This window comes from Clostridium psychrophilum (assembly GCF_018861705.1).
Classification (GTDB): Bacteria; Bacillota; Clostridia; order Clostridiales; family Clostridiaceae; genus Clostridium_AD; species Clostridium_AD psychrophilum.
Map to the genome: position 1 here is coordinate 1 of NZ_JAHLEC010000071.1, position 16,493 is coordinate 16,493.

Here is a 16,493-nt window from a genome sequence, read left to right on the forward strand (position 1 = left end):
ATTGAAATTTTCATATTAATTTACAATATTTTCAAGAGGCATAGCCTAAAATTTGAAATAGCTTAACTCCTACCGGAGAAAATATAGCTTTTTGTGGCTTAATCATAGTATCTATATCGAAAATAACAACATCAGCGTCTGTCCCTTTTTTAATTCGACCCTTTTGTTTTAGACCCATGGTTTCTGCCGAAAGAAAAGTTGCCTTGCGAACCGCTTCTATAAGACTTATCTCCTTGCGTTCGCGAACCATGCACCTAAAATATTTTGGGAATATGCCTGAAATCTGAGGATGTCCTTCACCCTTTTTATAAGGCCCAATGTCTGACGATGGCATTGCATAACTTTTATCTAAAGCCTTATATACACTTTCATTTGAATCTGTACAATATATAATTCATTCACAAGGATTACTAGCTCTTAATTCTTTATATAATTTTTTGTTTAATCTTTCACCTTTATTCTTCTCCGTCAACATGTCCATGAATGTCGATGAAACCTAGTGAAATTATTAAACCTGATGCATTTATATTTTTTATTCCATCTAGTTCTCCAATTGTTATTTCTGCCAGCTTTCCATCTTTTATGCCTAAACTTCCTTTGAAACTTGTTTTGAGGTCAGGATCAATCAACATACCATTATTAATTGCAACATCAAACATTTACGAACACTCCCTTCAAAGATTATTTTTAAAATCTAAGGCATATATTAAAACATCTTCAACCTAATTAATATCACATTCCTAGTAAACATATATGTTTTAGTTTTTATTAAAATTACCACGTTGTTTTATAATTGTCAATATGAAATAATTCATTCAATCTTTTAGGTATTAATCAAAATAATGCATTATTGGGTTGCCAGCACTCTATTAAATTCATCTCATACAATTTTTAGCTTAACAGTGCAGCAAAATATCTTAGTAATCATAATGCTGCGACAATAAGAATTGTAGTTTCAAATAAATATATAATAAATAATTAAATAAAATATGCGCACAATATAATAAAATTAAATTAACATATTTGCCCTATTATTAGAAATATTTTTAGTATATAATACATATAAATTGATATAATATAGTATTAGAGTAAAAATAAAAATTACATACACTTATTTTAAGGAGGATATCATATGATTAAAAAATTTTATATTAAAAAAAATAGGGAAGAATTAAAAAAGGTATTAACTAAAAATCAGTTTGAAGTAACTCAAGAAAATGGGACAGAAAAATCTTTCGAAAATGAATACTTTAATAATAAAGAAGCAGGAATTTATGTAGATATTAATAGTGGAGAGCCATTATTTACTTCTAAAGATAAATTTGATTCAGGTTGCGGATGGCCAAGTTTTACAAAGCCTGTAGAAAATGATAACGTAAAAGAGAATAAAGATATGACCCATGAGATGTTAAGAACAGAAGTAAGAAGTACCCATGGTGACAGTCATTTAGGACATGTCTTCAACGATGGTCCACGTGAACTTGGAGGCTTACGATATTGCATTAATAGTGCTGCGCTTAAATTTATTCCAGTTAAAAACCTTGAGAGTGAAGGCTATGGAGAGTATTTAGAAATATTTAAAGAATGATATTGATAGTATACTTTAGTAATTCAAAAGAAACATATATGCAAAATAGGATGGCTGAAGCACTTCTTAAAACTTGTATAAAGTATGGTGAAAAAGCTATTGATAATCGCAATAATTATGAAGCAGAATCTGATTTTTTGAATACATTCTTCTTAAATGGATATAATCTTAAACAAATATACAACTAATTACTTAACTGGAGGTGACTAATGAGAGGTATTTCTATAACCATTAAGAAAGGTGAAAATTCATATAATAAAGATATGATGGATACAAATTATGAAGAAAGATTGACTTGGTACAACGCCTTAAGCAAGGGTCAAATAATAAGTGTACTAGAACAGTTTGTAACTAATAAATAATATTTTATCTAACAAATTACATAAAAAGGAGTAGAGAATAAGGATTATAATTCCTATATTCTCTACTCCTAAATTCTTAAGCAAATATATTTATTTTTATTTTTTCACAATTGCCTTACTATATTCCTTATAATTAGGTGAATCTTCCCCAACTATTTTATCTAATTTCCAATTGTAGCCATTTGTATTGTCATAGACAAGAAAATATAGTGCTACAAATGGAATGTTTTTCTTTGTATTATCTTTTTCGTTTATGGAAGTTATACCTCCATAAACATATTTTATATTTTCATAACCCTTCTTAGACAATATCTTATTGTTTTTAAATGTTTTACCTTCTTCCGTTGTTATTTTATGATCATTGGACCACCAGAAGAATAAATTGCTTCCCTCAATTTCAGCATTAGTAATTGTAGGTATTAATTCCTTTGTAGACATATTGTTTATTGACCCACTGTCAACTTTAGTTTTAGATGAACTCAATAAAGATATATTATTAAGCGATATTGAAAAAATATAATTTGTTGTCAACTCTGTATTTATTTTTCCTGATATATTGTCACGCTTAGCAGTAACGGTTAATGTTCCTTTTTTTGCATCAAACTTTTTGCTCTTTACTCCAATTTTTTTAGTAAACTTATCATTTACTGCAAAACCTTTCCCCCCAAAAAAATTCAAGTAGGATACAGTTTCATCAATTGCTTGCCCTCTTATTGAGTTAAGAATCTTCTCATTAGAAAAAACTGGCGATAATCCTAATTTAAAATCATCATTCCTGTTTTTTGAAATAGTATCAAGACTCCATGTTTCATTTGCAAATATAAGTTTGCACTTTATCTCTCCTTTAGTCGCTAGAAGCCCACTATCTATGGATGTTTCTACCAAAATATCTTCTTTCCCATTTTCTAAATCTTGGGTTTTTGAGGTTATATCCAGTTTTTTGACCTCCTGTTTACCTAATACTACTTCTTCACTATCAATTGTAATGCTACGTTTTTTCAATTCCGATAGTAATTTTTTATCACTCATTCCCACTACTGGTTTGATCGAAATTACACTATCAAGTACAACTTTATTATTAAATTTCCATTCACTTTTATTTTCATCAATATATTCCAATGATAAAACAGTATTCGCCGCAATAATACCATTATTTAAGATTATTGATACTTTTACATCATCCCGGCTTTGGTCAGTGCTTCTACTATTTATAGTGATGTTCTTTATGTTATTCTTATTTATTGTTATTTTTGTTCCTTTAGGAAGTGTCACTACTTCCCCTAATAAATCTTGTTCTATTCTAACTTCATCAACTGGTTTAATAATAAAAAATGTATAAGAAACCGTTACTACTGCAATAATAACTAGCAATGCAACAATTGGTATAATTACTTTCTTATGCATAAATTTCTTTTTTAATAATGCAACAAACTTCTTTCTCTTATCCTTTTTTATATCTTCATCCGTTATAGCAGGCATCGCTTGTGTAAACTGACGAGTTTTCTCTCTTGCGCTGGCATCAACTAAACTTTCTAGGTCCGTTTTTTCTTCTATTTTTTCCCCACAATATGGGCAGAATTTTAATCCATTGATATTAGCAAATCTATTATTACATTTGTTGCAAATCATTTATTTCCTCCAAACATTTATATAAATATATAAAATAAACTATATTTTGTATACAATACATTATAGCTTGTTTGCCTATTATATTCAAACATATCTGTTTGCTTAACGTAGTTAATATTAAAATATATAAATGCATTAAATTTTAAGTATACATGCTCTTAACTAGATATCAAATTAAAAATACAAAAAACCAGTTTGGATTAAACCGGTTTTTTGTATTTAACTTAATTGGATATATTTTAATTAAAGGGGACTTCAATTAAAAACATTAAACTATTTAATTACTATATATTTATAATAACAATTAATTGTAGTAAAAGTATCAAATAATTATGTGAATAGTATGTGATATGTGAAATTACATCTCACACTATAATTTAAATTAAAAACAGATGATTACTTTCTCCAATGTAAGAGTAAGTAATCATCTGTTTTTAGTCTTACATTTAATCTAAATACTTACTCACCAAGATATGCACTTCTTATAGAATCATTAGTTAATAATTCTTTCGCACTACCTTCTAAAACTATTTTCCCAGTTTCTAATACATATGCTTTATGCGCAATAGATAGTGCCATATGAGCATTTTGCTCTACAAGCAAAACCGTAGTTCCCGACTTATTGATTTCTTGTATTATAGAGAATATGTTTCTTACTACAAGCGGTGCAAGTCCCATAGATGGTTCATCTAATAATAATATTCTTGGCCTTACCATTAGTGCTCTTCCCATAGCAAGCATTTGCTGTTCCCCACCACTTAATGTACCAGCCATTTGTTTTATTCTTTCTTTAAGCCTTGGAAATTTGTCAAAAACCATCTCATAATCTTTTGCTATCTCGCTCTTATCTTTTCTAATATAAGCACCTAGCTCAAGATTTTCCATAACTGACATATTAGAAAATATTCTTCTTCCCTCAGGTACATGTGCGATACCTAGCTTTGAGAGTTTATAAGCAGCAGTGGTATGAATTGGATTACCTTCAAACAAAATGCTTCCTGACTTTATAGGAATAAGTCCTGAGATAGCTCTTAATATTGAAGTTTTTCCAGCTCCATTAGCACCTATAAGTGTAACTATTTCTCCTTCTTTTACATGTATACTAATATCATGTAATGCATGTATTGCACCATAATTTACATTTAGCCCATCAATTTTAAGCATCAGTTACCTCCTCTCCAAGGTATGCCTCAATTACCTTAGGGTTATTCTTTATTTCGTCAGGCGTCCCCTCTGCAATTACCTTACCATAATCCACAACTATTATCCGTTCGCAAACTCCCATAACCAGTTTCATATCATGCTCAATTAATAGTATAGCTATTTTGAATTCATCCCTTACCCAATTTATGAGCCCCATTAATTCATGAGTTTCTTGTGGATTCATACCTGCTGCTGGTTCATCTAGTAATAATAATTTGGGTTTTGCAGCAAGAGCTCTTGCTATTTCAAGTCTTCGTTGCTCTCCATATGGAAGATTGCATGCAAGTTCTTCTCTCTTCTTATCAAGATTAAAAACCTTAAGAATTTCAATTGCTTTTTTTTCAATTTCTGCTTCCTCTCTATTAAACTTTGGAAGCCTTAATATTGAATGAAACAAATTATATTTAACATTATAATTAAATGATATTTTAACATTATCAAGAACTGTTAAATCTTTAAATAATCTTATATTTTGAAAGGTTCTGGCAATTCTTTTTTTAGTGATATCATAAGGTTTTATGCCTTGTATAAATTCACCATTAAATTCAATAGTTCCAGATGTTGGAGCATAAACCCCTGTTAACATATTAAAAATAGTTGTTTTTCCAGCCCCATTAGGTCCAATCAACCCTACAAGATCATGATCAGATAGATTAAGTGCAAAATCAGAAACAGCTGTTAGCCCACCAAACTTAATTGTAAGATCATTTACCTTTAAAAGCTGCATCATCATCACTTCCTTTTGAAAATTTATCAAATATTTTCATAGATAATTCTTTTGTACCCATTAGACCTTGTGGCCTAAATCTCATAATAACGATAAGTGCAAGTGGATATATAATCATTCTATAATCATTCATAAATCTTAGAAATTCTGGAAGAACTGTGAGTATTCCTGTTGACAATACACTACCTGTTAAACTTCCCATTCCACCCATAACTACATAAGTAACCAAATCTACTGATTTTAAGAAACCAAATTGTTCTGGTTTAATATACATTAGATAATGTGAAAATAATCCTCCTGCAATCCCTGCAAGGAATGACCCAATAACAAAAGCCATAATCTTATACTTTGTAGTATTAATACCCATAGCTTCTGCTGCTATTTCGTCTTCACGCACTGACATCATAGCTCTACCTTGCGAAGAACGTGCTATATTGTAAATTATTAAAATGGTAAATACCATTATAAAAAACACCCAAGCAAAAGTAGTTTTAGGTGGTATTCCCGAAAGTCCACGCCCCCCTCCAAGTTGATCAATATTTGTGATAACAACTCTTATTATTTCTCCAAAACCTAAAGTTGTTATAGCAAGATAATCACCCTTTAAACTTAAAGTAGGAAGACCAATAAGATATCCGATTAGTCCAGCAGCTACTCCGCCAAGAAGTAATGCTATAGGGAACGGTACATTTAATTGAATTGTAGCCATTGCTGCTGCATATGCTCCTATAGACATAAAACCTGCATGCCCAAGTGTTAACTGTCCCGTAATTCCTATAATAAGATTTAAACTTACTGCAAGAATAACATTAATACAAATTAGAATTACTATTCTTCCATAATATCTATTTAATATTTCAGTATCCATTAAAAATGATAAAACTAAAAACAGGATAACTCCAATAACAAGCAATATAATAGTATTTTTAAACTCTTTTTTCATTTTCATCACCTACACTTTCTCTCTAGTTTTCTTACCAAGAAGTCCAGAAGGTTTAACAATTAAAATAATAATAAGGATTGAAAATGCAATAGCATCCGAGTAACTAGATGATATATATACTTTACTAAAGGTTTCAACTAGTCCCATTATTAGTCCTCCCCATAAAGCACCTGGGATTATACCAATTCCGCCTAGAACTGCCGCAACAAAAGCTTTTAGACCTGGCATTATACCCATGTATGGATCTATACTTGAATATAGAATTCCAAATAGTACACCTGCAGCTCCTGCTAGTGCTGAACCAATTGCAAATGTTATAGATATAATAGAATTCACGTTAATACCCATAAGTGCTGCCGCATCCTTATCAAAAGAAGTTGCTCTCATTGCTTTTCCAGTTTTAGTTTTGAAAACTATAAATTGAAGTATTACTACAAGCAAAATTGACATTCCTATAATTATAAGTTGACGATTATCAATGCTTAAACCTGCAAAACTAATAACATGTGCTGGTAAAAGTGTCTCTGGATATGTTTGTGGATCAGTTGTCATCTTAAGTCTTACTAAGTTCTCAAGGAGCACTGACATTGCAATAGCTGTTATTAATATAGACAACTTTGGTGAATTCCTTAATGGCTTGTATGCTATCTTTTCAACAACCACACCAGTTAATGCTGCTCCAACCATTGCTATTAATAATGTAGGTATAAACGGTAAATGTAGATTAGTTGCAGCGACAAAACCAAAATACCCTCCGACCATAAAAACATCGCCATGTGCAAAATTTATAAGTCCAATAATTCCATATACCATTGTGTATCCTATTGCTATTAATGCATACACAAAACCCAGTGATAATCCATTAATCATCTGTTGTAAAAATTCCATTTGCCTTCCCCCCCCCATTTCTCTCTATTTATATTTGTATTTGTAAATACATACATACCCCAAATTATTACTGAAGTATGTATGCTAACTTTATTTATTAAGGTACAAGTTTATTTATTAAGGTACAAGTTTTTTTATGAAATTAAACTTGCCCGCATCAACCTTTAAGATTACCGCTCCTTTAATTGCATCTCTGTTTGCGTCGAAAGATACTTTACCAGATACTACTTGAAGATTAGTTTTTTGTAATGCAGCTTTAATGCTTGGTCCATCTGTTTTACCAGCAGTTTTTATAGCTTCTACCATTATTTTTGCAGCGTCATAATTTAAAACTGCCATAGCATCTGCTTCTAAGTTATATTTTGCTTTATACTCTTTTTGGAATGCAACAACTAGTGGAGCTGTATCATTTGCTGAATAATGATCAGATATATAACTATTATTAACTGCAGTTCCACCAACCTTAAATAGTTCAGATGAATCCCAACCATCTCCACCTAGTAATGGTGCATTTATACTAATCGCTCTTGCTTGTTTTGCTATATTACCAACTGTTCCATAATAATCAGGGAGTAAAATTACATCTGGTTTTGATGGTTTTATTTTTGTAAGTTGTGCTTTAAAATCTTTATCTCCGGTAGCATAAGTTTCTTTACCAACTATTTTTCCACCTGAAGCTACAAAACCTTTTTCAAAGAACTCAGCCAAGCCCTTAGAATAATCATTACCATTATCATAAAGAATAGCAGCAGTTTTTGCCTTTAGATCTTGTGATGCAAATTTTGCTAAAACACTTCCTTGGAAAGGATCTATGAAACATGCCCTATAAACATATTCTCCACCCTTTTTAGTAACGTCAGGGTTTGTTCCTGATCCTGTTATCATTGGAATTTTACTTTGAGTAGCTATTGGTCCAAGGGCTATAGCGGAACCACTTGTTAATGGTCCAACTATTGCTACAACGTTATCCTGACTGATAAGTTTTGTACCAACTGTTACTGCAGTGTCTGGTTTACCTTCATCATCTTCAAAAATAAATTTGATCTTACGTCCATTAATTCCTCCGCCTTTGTTCACTTGATCCTCTAACAATTTTATACCATTTTGACCCGATTTCCCAAAAGATGAAACCGCACCAGTAAGTGGTAATACAACTCCAATTTTAATATCTCCAGTAGTTGATGATCCTTTTGCTCCACATCCTGCAAGTAATCCAACAGTCATAGCAATAGATAGTATTAAACAAGCCTTCTTTTTAAACATTTAATAATCCCCCCTTAATTCTATTAACGTTTTACGAAACACAAAATATTACTCTGTAATTATCTCTTAACTAAGCCGTTAATATTTTATGAACTAATTGTTAATGGTCAATAATTTATGAATAAAATTTTAATTCATTATTCATAATTTATAATTTTTATTAATAATATCATAGTATTTATAGTATATCAACACTATTTTTAAATATTTGTATTTCAATTCTTGCATTTTATTGTTAATTTGTTGAAATTCAGTTCATTAAATTTAGACTTTTTAACCAAAAAAAACAACTGCAATTACGCAGTTATTTAAACATATGCTATATTTAATAAATTTATGATGGTTTATTTTAAATTCTTTATTATATTCAAAATTTCTATTAATTTGAATTATTTTAAGTAATTCTTTATACAATGTTTCCTTTTGTTTACATATTCATTTAAACATCATAATATGATTTTAAGGAAATGTGCTTTTTTATAACCATAACTTTTTTCATAAGGCTCATCAAGTTGATTATATGAATGCTGTGATATACGTGGCTGACTATTTCCATTAACATCTATAAACGAAGTTATTATCGCAGAATGAAAAATAATATTACCAAAGTTTTCATAAAATACTATATCCCCTACTTCAAGTTTCTGTCTATCCTCAATCTCTAACCCTTTAATAGCATTTCTATTTGCGCTTTGATTTATTTTCAAATACCAGTACAATGCATGAGCAACGCTCCAACAAACTGAACTTTGTCCCCCAAAATTATACCACCAAGGTCTAGTTAAATTATAATCCATAGGTGCCCCACCTGCCTTTAGGCATTGAGAAACAAAATTAGTACAATCTCCACCATTGCCATTAACATATTTGAAAAATTTGTATCTTTTATTAGGCTCTAATGCATATCTTACAGCATAATTCTTCGCTGATTGCCTATCATATTTATTTTGCATTAAGTTACTCCTTAAAAGTTGTGCTGTAAATATAATATGCAATGTACTTTGTATTGTTTACATCTACTTTAAAACACAGATTTAAACTGTTCAATATGAGATATAACATACTCCATACAACCCATACTCATTGCAAAAGCAGATAACATTATTAATATAAATATAGCGCCAAAATCGTATTTCATAACTTCTTCCTTATTTATTACATAAGCAACGATTATTTCAATTCCAAGTAAAATTAAAACTATTGGCCACATCGATGCTACTACTGAGTACTTAATGTTTGGATATACAAGGCGAAGCAGAAATACGGTTCCAACAATGACCAAAATAATTCCGCTTGTAATTGTTCCCACTCTTCGTCCCTTAATCATTCATATCACACTCTTTTTTCTTACCTTTAATGAGTTTTAAACCTGCCAAAATTATTACAATACCAATTATTATCTGAGGTGCAACTCTTGTTACATCATTAATAAGGCTAAATAGTTCACTGGAAATATATGCCGATAAGGTATTTAATATATTATTCCAAATTAAGTATCCACCAATAATTATAAGTAGTATTCCTGAGGCCAGTCTATGTTTTTTTAATACATCTTTGTCTATTTTCACTAATTCATCTAAAGAAAACAAATATTTGTCCTCTAAGGTTAAAAATTCATCATCTGTCGAATAACGTTTGTTCATACAATCGAAAAAAGAATAAAACCAAACTAGTGGTAAAACGAAGAGTAATGGACCTATACTAAAAAAACTGGAAAGAAATATTATAAAAAAGAATACTGCCATAAGTGATATACCCATCTTCATAAAACCCATATACATATGACCTGCACCAGGCATTAGCGAAAAAATAAATGTTAAGAATTTACTTTTTTCCTTTTTCATCATTAAAGACCTCCATATTAATTATTTTTTGTGACGTTTTGTTAAGATTTGAATTAATTGTATTTATGTAACTAAAACTAATTGGGTTTATTCCTAAAGTTTTAACCTTAGTACTTGCCACAAAGTTTAATGGATTTGAAAAAACAAATATTAGTGCTATACTTGCTGCTATTGCCACTCTAAGTGAATAAAATATAAACTGAGTATTTTTTACTTTTTTGTTTTTTATTTTAGTTAGTGTTTCCTGCTCAAATCCAGAAGGTACTTGAATAAGTTCATTATTATTATAACTATCAGCTAATGCAACAACACATTCTTCACACTGGCAAATATGTTCTAATAATAAAACCAGTTCATTATCACTAAATACTCCTTCTTTAATTCCCTTTAGTGATTTTTTAGTCAAGTGACCATTTTCTTTAAACAATGTATCAATCACATACACTCCTCCTTCCATAAAACTTTTAATAGTTTTTTGGACCTATAAAGATGGGTTTGCAGTGTTTTTAAATTTTCGCCTGTATCTTTTGCCATATCCGAAAGTTTAATATCTTTACAAAAATAGTTTAAGGATACTGTCCTATAAGGTTCTTTTAATTTTTCACATAAAGTAAATATTTTGTCACCTTTTTGTTTGTTTATAAGTGTTTCCTCAGGTGTTTCGTCATTATCCCTTATGCATTCAAAATCTTTATCAGACAAGCTGCTAATTGCTCTTGCAGGACTTTTAAGAAAATCTTTGCATTTGTTTATGGCAATTGTTGTTAGCCAAGCCTTGAAATTTATCCCATTAAATTTGGCAAAGCTAGTATACGCAGACAAAAAAGTTTGTTGTGCTAAATCTTCTGCATCAAAATAGTTTTTTGTAAAGGATATGCATATAGTAATGATTAAACGCTCATATTGTTTTATATATTTTGTAAACTGTTCTTCTTGAATAACCACCACCCCTTTTTTATCCTTACACTTAATATAACGATTATAAAGCAAAAAACACTTCAATTTTTATTTTATTAATTAGTAACAATTTTAAAAGCATGTGAAATTTTCACATGCTTTTTTATATAAATAATAATTTAACCATATCTAATAATACTCATGTTAGTAATATAACTACACTTGTGACCCCAAAATAGCTACATTCTGATTGTCTAAAATAAACATCTTATCTTTCCATTTAAGAGTATTCATAACGTAACCTAAAGAATCTGCATTATATCTTCCAGCTATCTTTTGATATGCCAATAACTCGTACACTTGGTTTGAATTAAAATCCACAGGATATAATCCACTTAAAGGATTTACAAATCCTATGATTGGATTCTTTAAATCTCCATTTTCATAGTATATTTCATTTAAGTAATTTACATCTCTACTTGAAATATCTATAATGTACTTTGTTTTATTTTTTTTACTAATAACCTCAACCTTATAATTATTTTTATAACTAACATCATATTCATATTGCTTATTATAAATATTAAAGTCAAATAGTAATTTTTCTATATTGTCATTAAAGGAATAAATATAATGGTATATTATTCCACCACTCCCCCCAGAATTAATACTTATAAGAATATCTTCTACATGATTTCCTGTAAAATCGCCTAAATACAGTGTAGGATTATACCCAACATTGTCTTTAAGCAATATTCTAGTAACCCCTCCAGTCAAACCATCTTGAATTTCAAGGGTGATATTTTGTATAAATGAACTATCAGGTGTCTTAACCCCAGTTAAATAAACGTTATCTGGTATGTTGTCACCATTTACATCCCCTTTTTTATAAGAAACAACTATTGGTTTTATCATTTCCGCTCTATAATAACAATTATACATAACTGCTCCTTTTCAATATAATTTTATGCATTATCTTATGAGCTTATAAATAAACTGTTCAATTTATTTTTTATATAGTTCAATAAAAATATGATTGTTTTATACAAAGTATGCACATAATATATTATATTTTCATACTATATTAGTATATATTAATACTATAGGAGTTAGTAATAATGAGCAAAAAAGTATCCATTACTCTTCCGGATCATGTCTATAAATTAGCGCTACGAAAGTCTAAATTAACTCATGGAGAAAACAATTTCTCAGGTTATCTACGTGAGCTCGTATGCAATGAATTTACAGAAGATGAACTTGAAATGGAGTTAATAAAACTTAATGAACCCCTATGGCTCGGTATTACAAAAACATCCGATTATAATTCTACTTGTCAAGTATGCACTAACGCAATTTGTCCTGGAGAAGTGATTTGTTATACAAATTTAGGATTTAAAGAAGACTGTAAGAATTGGGTTCATCAAAATTGTTGTAGAAAAGATTAGCAGTTTATAGAAGTTCATAATAAATATGACCTTCTATGTTTTATTCATTGAATATTTTCTTTAAATCATTACAAACCATTCAATTCTCTAAATAAATACTGATGTTAATATGTTACCATTTTATTATATATTGAATTGGTTTTAATCTTCATATGATACTGGTACATTTTTTATTCCAAGTTCTTTTGCTGCTGCATATTGATCATATCCTGACACAAGTATGAAACTATCTTTCTTAACAACAATAGGTTTATTAAATTTATTATTATTTTTCATATAATTTAATGCTTTATTCTTTGAACGTTTTACATGAATTTCTTCATTTTCATTAACTATCTGCAAAATATCAATAATTTCATCAGTACCAATTGGCATTTCATCAACCAAATCGATTTGTCCTTTCATATCTTTTAATAAATTAAATAATTTAACTGATGTTGCTTCTACTGAGATAAAAGGTATACCTTTGCTATTTACACAAGCCTTAAGTTCACCTTTAATCACAAAATAATTTACATCTTTCATACCTATTACAGCATCTCTCCAATAATCTTTTTTTATAATTACTCTATAAACTGAATTCATGTCATCATAAGTTGCTATTTTAAATAATAACTTAACATCTCCATTATCTAACCTATTGGTTTTTAAAGGTAATCCCTTAATTATAATCTCACTTTTATTCATTATCAAATTCTCCTTTTAATTGTACATATTTTCAAATAATCATTACATTGCTATAAATAAATTAAAATATCATTGCTATAAAATCATAAAAATAAAACACCTAGAAAGCACATGTTGCTTTCTAGGTGTTTTAATTTAATTATAGTTTATAATTTTGTTAATTTTTATGCATGTTAATCTATCTAGTTCTATGTTAGATGTTTTTAGGTATTCTTCTATTTTAAAAATTTTATCATTACAAACTAACACAAACTTCACCCCATTTATCAATTTTAAAATATTTATTTACAACTCTACGTTATTATTTTACTATCTTTACTTATAAAATATTGTACCATTTTACTAGTAAAATTACAATTCAAATGATATTTTCATAAATGCTTAAGTCTATAAATTTTTAAACATTTATAATTTTAACCATTTTTTAACTTTAAAATAAAACATAACATTAATTTTTAAAACTATGTATCGGTGCTGGGATTCTTCCACCTCGATTTATAAAATCGTCGCTTGAAAACTCGCTTACCTTCATAACAGGAGCACGTCCAAGAAGTCCACCAAACTCTACTGAATCCCCAACCTTTTTACCTGGTGCAGGTATAAGTCTTGTTGCAGTAGTTTTATTATTAATCATTCCAATTGCACACTCATCCGCCATAATTGCAGAGATTGTTTCTGCAGATGTATCTCCTGGAATAGCGATCATATCGAGTCCTACTGAACATACACAGGTCATAGCTTCAAGTTTTTCAATATTTATAGCTCCCTTTTCTACGGCTTCAATCATTCCCTCATCTTCACTTACAGGTATAAATGCGCCACTGAGTCCCCCAACAGAACCAGAAGCCATTATCCCACCTTTTTTAACTGCATCATTGAGCATTGCTAATGCACAAGTTGTTCCATGAGTTCCACATGCCTCAAGTCCCATTTCCTCGAGTATTCTAGCCACACTATCTCCTATAGCAGGTGTTGGTGCCAATGATAAATCTACTATACCAAAAGGTACATCGAGCCTCTTTGCAGCTTCCATACCAACTAATTGGCCCATTCTCGTTATCTTAAAAGCGGTTTTCTTTATTGTTTCAGCTACAACTCCAAAGTCAGCCCCTCTTACTTTTTCAAGAGCAACCTTCACTGTACCTGGTCCACTTATTCCTACATTTAAAGTACACTCAGGTTCTCCAACACCATGAAAAGCACCTGCCATAAAAGGATTATCCTCAACAGCATTTGCAAATACCACAATTTTTGCGCATCCAAGTCCATCTCTATCTGCAGTTAACCTTGCAGCTTCTTTAACAACTTGACCCATTTCACGAACTCCATCCATATTTATTCCTACTTTAGAACTTGCAACGCATACAGATGAGCAAACCCTTTCAGTAACTTTCATAGCTTCGGGTATAGATGCTATTAATCTACGATCACCAGTGGTATATCCTTTTTGAATTAATGCAGAAAATCCACCAATGAAGTTTATTCCGAGTTCATTGGCAATTTTATCAAGCATGATAGCATACTCAACGTAGTTTTTATCCTGAGATGCTCCAGCTATCAAAGATATTGGAGTAACTGAAATTCTTTTATTAATTATTGGCACTCCATATTCTAGCTCTAAATCTTCCCCTACCTTAACTAGTTTCCCAGCGTTTCTCATAATCTTGTCATATATTCTTTGCCTAGACCTCTTGCCATCAAAATCACAACAATCGAGTAACGATATTCCCATAGTAAGTGTTCTTATATCTAACTTTTCATCATCTAGCATTTTAACTGTTTCCATTATTTGATTTATGTTCATTTTCTGCCTCCTATACGAGATGCATTGAATTAAATACATCCTCGTGTTGCATTTTTATTGAAACCTTTAATATTTTACCCTTTTCCATTAAATCTTCATTTAATTTTTTCAAAGAAATATTTATATTAGATAAGTCCACAAGCATTACCATAGTAAAAAAATTGTCTTTCATAATAGTTTGATTAATGTCTAAGATATTAGCATTTTTTTCTAACAATAAATTGGATACATTTGCGATAATACCTACTTTATCTTTTCCAATTACACTCAACACAGCATTCATTTTATTCCCTCCATTTTTTTAATCACAAAAAAGCCGAATAGATAATATTCGACCCTTGAAATCAATATTATCCCCTGTCCTTTTACCTGAGAGTTTCGCTAGTTTTTTTCACAAGCTTTCTCCTTCGGTGCTCAATTTGAGTCTCTCCAAGGGCTCGTCCTGTAGCAGTCATATCCATACGGTACCTGAAAAATCAACTTTTTCGGTGTATAGAATATTCTATACACTCCTGCAACAATCATCCGAACTATTAAATTGTAAGTTATTATTGTCATTCTACCAGTTTTGCTAATTAATTTCAACATTTTATATTATATTAACAAATAAACTCTAAATATTTTTCTTGATATAAACATATATATGTTTATATTGCTTGATTAACTCTTATAAAAAAACTTTACAATTAAATTGTACAAGTCTATAATCAAAACCAACAGAATAATTAAGCTAGGGGTGCCGAAAGGCTGAGAGAGATGAAAATCTTAACTCTTTGAACTTGAAGTGGTTTGTACCACCGTAGGGAAGCATATTGACACTTTTGTGTTTTGGCTTACCTTTTGGTAAGCTTTTTTATTTGTAAAAATATAAGGAGGTGCAATATGAAAATTACATTAAATGGTGATTCTCTTAATCTCCAAAATGAAATAAGTATTCTAGCATTAATAGTATTAAAAAAACTGAAACCAGAAAAAATTGTAATTGAATATAATTATAATATTTTGAGTAAAGAAGAATGGGAAAATACTTTAATAAAAGAAAACGACAAAATTGAAATTATAAGTTTTGTTGTAGGAGGTTAATTTAATGGACAAATTAATAATAGACCAGCTAGTTAAAGTCAAGTGTAAATTTGCGAAAGTAGTTGTTAATTTCATTGCATAACAAAAAGACCATTGCATAACACGAACAATGGTAAATTTAGTAATTATT

The 16,493-nt window shown here is 29.8% G+C and carries 22 protein-coding genes and 2 riboswitches; of the genes, 5 read left to right on the plus strand and 17 right to left on the minus strand.

The window, feature by feature from the left end:
• Window positions 1-31: 31 nt before the first annotated feature.
• Window positions 32-334, minus strand: coding sequence for an amidohydrolase family protein (locus KPL38_RS13300; protein ID WP_216289637.1), 303 nt, complete (start codon window positions 332-334; stop codon window positions 32-34).
• A 121-nt stretch (window positions 335-455) separates the two neighbouring features.
• Window positions 456-659, minus strand: a complete 204-nt coding sequence (locus KPL38_RS13305; protein ID WP_216289638.1) for a hypothetical protein — start codon at window positions 657-659, stop codon at window positions 456-458.
• 473 nt (window positions 660-1,132) lie between these two features.
• Here KPL38_RS13305 and msrB point away from each other — a divergent pair, with 473 nt between their 5' ends.
• From msrB to KPL38_RS13320, 3 genes are read left to right on the plus strand one after another with little or no spacing between them, the layout of a single operon-like run.
• Window positions 1,133-1,588: a peptide-methionine (R)-S-oxide reductase MsrB gene (gene msrB / locus KPL38_RS13310; RefSeq protein WP_216289639.1), complete on the plus strand. Its 456-nt coding sequence runs from the start codon at window positions 1,133-1,135 to the stop codon at window positions 1,586-1,588.
• The gene (locus KPL38_RS13315; RefSeq protein WP_216289640.1) at window positions 1,585-1,776 is read left to right on the plus strand and encodes a hypothetical protein; all 192 of its coding nucleotides are present in this window, start codon (window positions 1,585-1,587) and stop codon (window positions 1,774-1,776) included. Before msrB ends, KPL38_RS13315 begins: the two co-directional genes overlap by 4 nt.
• Before the next feature lie 21 nt (window positions 1,777-1,797).
• On the plus strand, window positions 1,798-1,950 hold the full coding sequence (locus tag KPL38_RS13320) for a hypothetical protein (RefSeq protein ID WP_216289641.1): 153 nt from the start codon (window positions 1,798-1,800) through the stop codon (window positions 1,948-1,950).
• A 96-nt stretch (window positions 1,951-2,046) separates the two neighbouring features.
• Here KPL38_RS13320 and KPL38_RS13325 read toward each other — a convergent pair whose 3' ends face one another.
• From KPL38_RS13325 to KPL38_RS13380, 12 genes are all read right to left on the minus strand, one after another.
• Window positions 2,047-3,579, minus strand: coding sequence for a hypothetical protein (locus KPL38_RS13325; RefSeq protein ID WP_216289642.1), 1,533 nt, complete (start codon window positions 3,577-3,579; stop codon window positions 2,047-2,049).
• A 459-nt stretch (window positions 3,580-4,038) separates the two neighbouring features.
• On the minus strand, window positions 4,039-4,743 hold the full coding sequence (locus KPL38_RS13330; RefSeq protein ID WP_216289643.1) for an ABC transporter ATP-binding protein: 705 nt from the start codon (window positions 4,741-4,743) through the stop codon (window positions 4,039-4,041).
• Window positions 4,736-5,509, minus strand: a complete 774-nt coding sequence (locus tag KPL38_RS13335; protein WP_216289644.1) for an ABC transporter ATP-binding protein — start codon at window positions 5,507-5,509, stop codon at window positions 4,736-4,738. The genes KPL38_RS13330 and KPL38_RS13335 overlap by 8 nt, the downstream gene beginning before the upstream one ends.
• A complete protein-coding gene (locus KPL38_RS13340) occupies window positions 5,487-6,452 on the minus strand; it encodes a branched-chain amino acid ABC transporter permease (protein WP_216289657.1) in 966 nt (321 codons plus the stop codon). The genes KPL38_RS13335 and KPL38_RS13340 overlap by 23 nt, the downstream gene beginning before the upstream one ends.
• A gap of 9 nt (window positions 6,453-6,461) precedes the next feature.
• Window positions 6,462-7,340, minus strand: coding sequence for a branched-chain amino acid ABC transporter permease (locus KPL38_RS13345; protein WP_216289645.1), 879 nt, complete (start codon window positions 7,338-7,340; stop codon window positions 6,462-6,464).
• A 117-nt stretch (window positions 7,341-7,457) separates the two neighbouring features.
• Window positions 7,458-8,603 (minus strand): ABC transporter substrate-binding protein, encoded by a 1,146-nt coding sequence (locus KPL38_RS13350; protein WP_216289646.1) that lies wholly within the window; start codon window positions 8,601-8,603, stop codon window positions 7,458-7,460.
• Window positions 8,604-9,049: 446 nt separating this feature from the next.
• Window positions 9,050-9,556, minus strand: a complete 507-nt coding sequence (locus KPL38_RS13355; RefSeq protein ID WP_216289647.1) for an amidase domain-containing protein — start codon at window positions 9,554-9,556, stop codon at window positions 9,050-9,052.
• Window positions 9,557-9,624: 68 nt separating this feature from the next.
• Complete coding sequence (locus tag KPL38_RS13360) at window positions 9,625-9,930, minus strand: LiaI-LiaF-like domain-containing protein (RefSeq protein WP_216289648.1); 306 nt, start codon at window positions 9,928-9,930, stop codon at window positions 9,625-9,627.
• Window positions 9,923-10,447 carry a hypothetical protein gene (locus KPL38_RS13365; RefSeq protein WP_216289649.1) on the minus strand — a complete coding sequence of 175 codons (525 nt, stop codon included), beginning with the start codon at window positions 10,445-10,447 and terminating at the stop codon, window positions 9,923-9,925. The genes KPL38_RS13360 and KPL38_RS13365 overlap by 8 nt, the downstream gene beginning before the upstream one ends.
• Window positions 10,428-10,886: a hypothetical protein gene (locus tag KPL38_RS13370; protein WP_216289650.1), complete on the minus strand. Its 459-nt coding sequence runs from the start codon at window positions 10,884-10,886 to the stop codon at window positions 10,428-10,430. The genes KPL38_RS13365 and KPL38_RS13370 overlap by 20 nt, the downstream gene beginning before the upstream one ends.
• On the minus strand, window positions 10,883-11,395 hold the full coding sequence (locus KPL38_RS13375) for an RNA polymerase sigma factor (protein WP_216289658.1): 513 nt from the start codon (window positions 11,393-11,395) through the stop codon (window positions 10,883-10,885). Before KPL38_RS13375 ends, KPL38_RS13370 begins: the two co-directional genes overlap by 4 nt.
• Before the next feature lie 165 nt (window positions 11,396-11,560).
• Window positions 11,561-12,286 carry a YybI family spore inner coat protein gene (locus KPL38_RS13380; protein ID WP_216289651.1) on the minus strand — a complete coding sequence of 242 codons (726 nt, stop codon included), beginning with the start codon at window positions 12,284-12,286 and terminating at the stop codon, window positions 11,561-11,563.
• A gap of 176 nt (window positions 12,287-12,462) precedes the next feature.
• Between KPL38_RS13380 and KPL38_RS13385 the strand changes: the two genes are divergently transcribed.
• Entirely contained in the window at window positions 12,463-12,789 is a 327-nt protein-coding gene (locus KPL38_RS13385) for a hypothetical protein (RefSeq protein ID WP_216289652.1), read from the plus strand.
• Window positions 12,790-12,930: 141 nt separating this feature from the next.
• Here KPL38_RS13385 and KPL38_RS13390 read toward each other — a convergent pair whose 3' ends face one another.
• From KPL38_RS13390 to KPL38_RS13400, 3 genes are all read right to left on the minus strand, one after another.
• Window positions 12,931-13,476 carry a ParB N-terminal domain-containing protein gene (locus tag KPL38_RS13390; protein WP_216289653.1) on the minus strand — a complete coding sequence of 182 codons (546 nt, stop codon included), beginning with the start codon at window positions 13,474-13,476 and terminating at the stop codon, window positions 12,931-12,933.
• 448 nt (window positions 13,477-13,924) lie between these two features.
• Window positions 13,925-15,280, minus strand: coding sequence for a PFL family protein (locus KPL38_RS13395; RefSeq protein ID WP_216289654.1), 1,356 nt, complete (start codon window positions 15,278-15,280; stop codon window positions 13,925-13,927).
• 10 nt (window positions 15,281-15,290) lie between these two features.
• On the minus strand, window positions 15,291-15,563 hold the full coding sequence (locus KPL38_RS13400; RefSeq protein ID WP_216289655.1) for an ACT domain-containing protein: 273 nt from the start codon (window positions 15,561-15,563) through the stop codon (window positions 15,291-15,293).
• A 64-nt stretch (window positions 15,564-15,627) separates the two neighbouring features.
• A riboswitch (glycine riboswitch) is annotated at window positions 15,628-15,723 on the minus strand.
• Between the two features lie 279 nt (window positions 15,724-16,002).
• Window positions 16,003-16,103: riboswitch (TPP riboswitch) on the plus strand.
• A gap of 59 nt (window positions 16,104-16,162) precedes the next feature.
• Between KPL38_RS13400 and thiS the strand changes: the two genes are divergently transcribed.
• The gene (gene thiS, locus KPL38_RS13405; RefSeq protein WP_216289656.1) at window positions 16,163-16,363 is read left to right on the plus strand and encodes a sulfur carrier protein ThiS; all 201 of its coding nucleotides are present in this window, start codon (window positions 16,163-16,165) and stop codon (window positions 16,361-16,363) included.
• Window positions 16,364-16,493 lie beyond the last annotated feature (130 nt).

Coding starts and splice junctions, on each gene's coding strand:
- KPL38_RS13300 (WP_216289637.1), bottom strand. CDS start 334: ATGCCATCGTCAGACATTGGGCCTTATAAAAAGGGTGAAGGACATCCT.
- KPL38_RS13335 (WP_216289644.1), bottom strand. CDS start 5,509: ATGCAGCTTTTAAAGGTAAATGATCTTACAATTAAGTTTGGTGGGCTA.
- msrB (WP_216289639.1), top strand. CDS start 1,133: ATGATTAAAAAATTTTATATTAAAAAAAATAGGGAAGAATTAAAAAAG.
- KPL38_RS13380 (WP_216289651.1), bottom strand. CDS start 12,286: ATGTATAATTGTTATTATAGAGCGGAAATGATAAAACCAATAGTTGTT.
- KPL38_RS13395 (WP_216289654.1), bottom strand. CDS start 15,280: ATGAACATAAATCAAATAATGGAAACAGTTAAAATGCTAGATGATGAA.
- KPL38_RS13345 (WP_216289645.1), bottom strand. CDS start 7,340: ATGGAATTTTTACAACAGATGATTAATGGATTATCACTGGGTTTTGTG.
- KPL38_RS13305 (WP_216289638.1), bottom strand. CDS start 659: ATGTTTGATGTTGCAATTAATAATGGTATGTTGATTGATCCTGACCTC.
- KPL38_RS13315 (WP_216289640.1), top strand. CDS start 1,585: ATGATATTGATAGTATACTTTAGTAATTCAAAAGAAACATATATGCAA.
- KPL38_RS13355 (WP_216289647.1), bottom strand. CDS start 9,556: ATGCAAAATAAATATGATAGGCAATCAGCGAAGAATTATGCTGTAAGA.
- KPL38_RS13400 (WP_216289655.1), bottom strand. CDS start 15,563: ATGAATGCTGTGTTGAGTGTAATTGGAAAAGATAAAGTAGGTATTATC.
- KPL38_RS13325 (WP_216289642.1), bottom strand. CDS start 3,579: ATGATTTGCAACAAATGTAATAATAGATTTGCTAATATCAATGGATTA.
- KPL38_RS13330 (WP_216289643.1), bottom strand. CDS start 4,743: ATGCTTAAAATTGATGGGCTAAATGTAAATTATGGTGCAATACATGCA.
- KPL38_RS13365 (WP_216289649.1), bottom strand. CDS start 10,447: ATGAAAAAGGAAAAAAGTAAATTCTTAACATTTATTTTTTCGCTAATG.
- KPL38_RS13340 (WP_216289657.1), bottom strand. CDS start 6,452: ATGAAAAAAGAGTTTAAAAATACTATTATATTGCTTGTTATTGGAGTT.
- KPL38_RS13360 (WP_216289648.1), bottom strand. CDS start 9,930: ATGATTAAGGGACGAAGAGTGGGAACAATTACAAGCGGAATTATTTTG.
- KPL38_RS13390 (WP_216289653.1), bottom strand. CDS start 13,476: ATGAATAAAAGTGAGATTATAATTAAGGGATTACCTTTAAAAACCAAT.
- KPL38_RS13350 (WP_216289646.1), bottom strand. CDS start 8,603: ATGTTTAAAAAGAAGGCTTGTTTAATACTATCTATTGCTATGACTGTT.
- KPL38_RS13385 (WP_216289652.1), top strand. CDS start 12,463: ATGAGCAAAAAAGTATCCATTACTCTTCCGGATCATGTCTATAAATTA.
- thiS (WP_216289656.1), top strand. CDS start 16,163: ATGAAAATTACATTAAATGGTGATTCTCTTAATCTCCAAAATGAAATA.
- KPL38_RS13320 (WP_216289641.1), top strand. CDS start 1,798: ATGAGAGGTATTTCTATAACCATTAAGAAAGGTGAAAATTCATATAAT.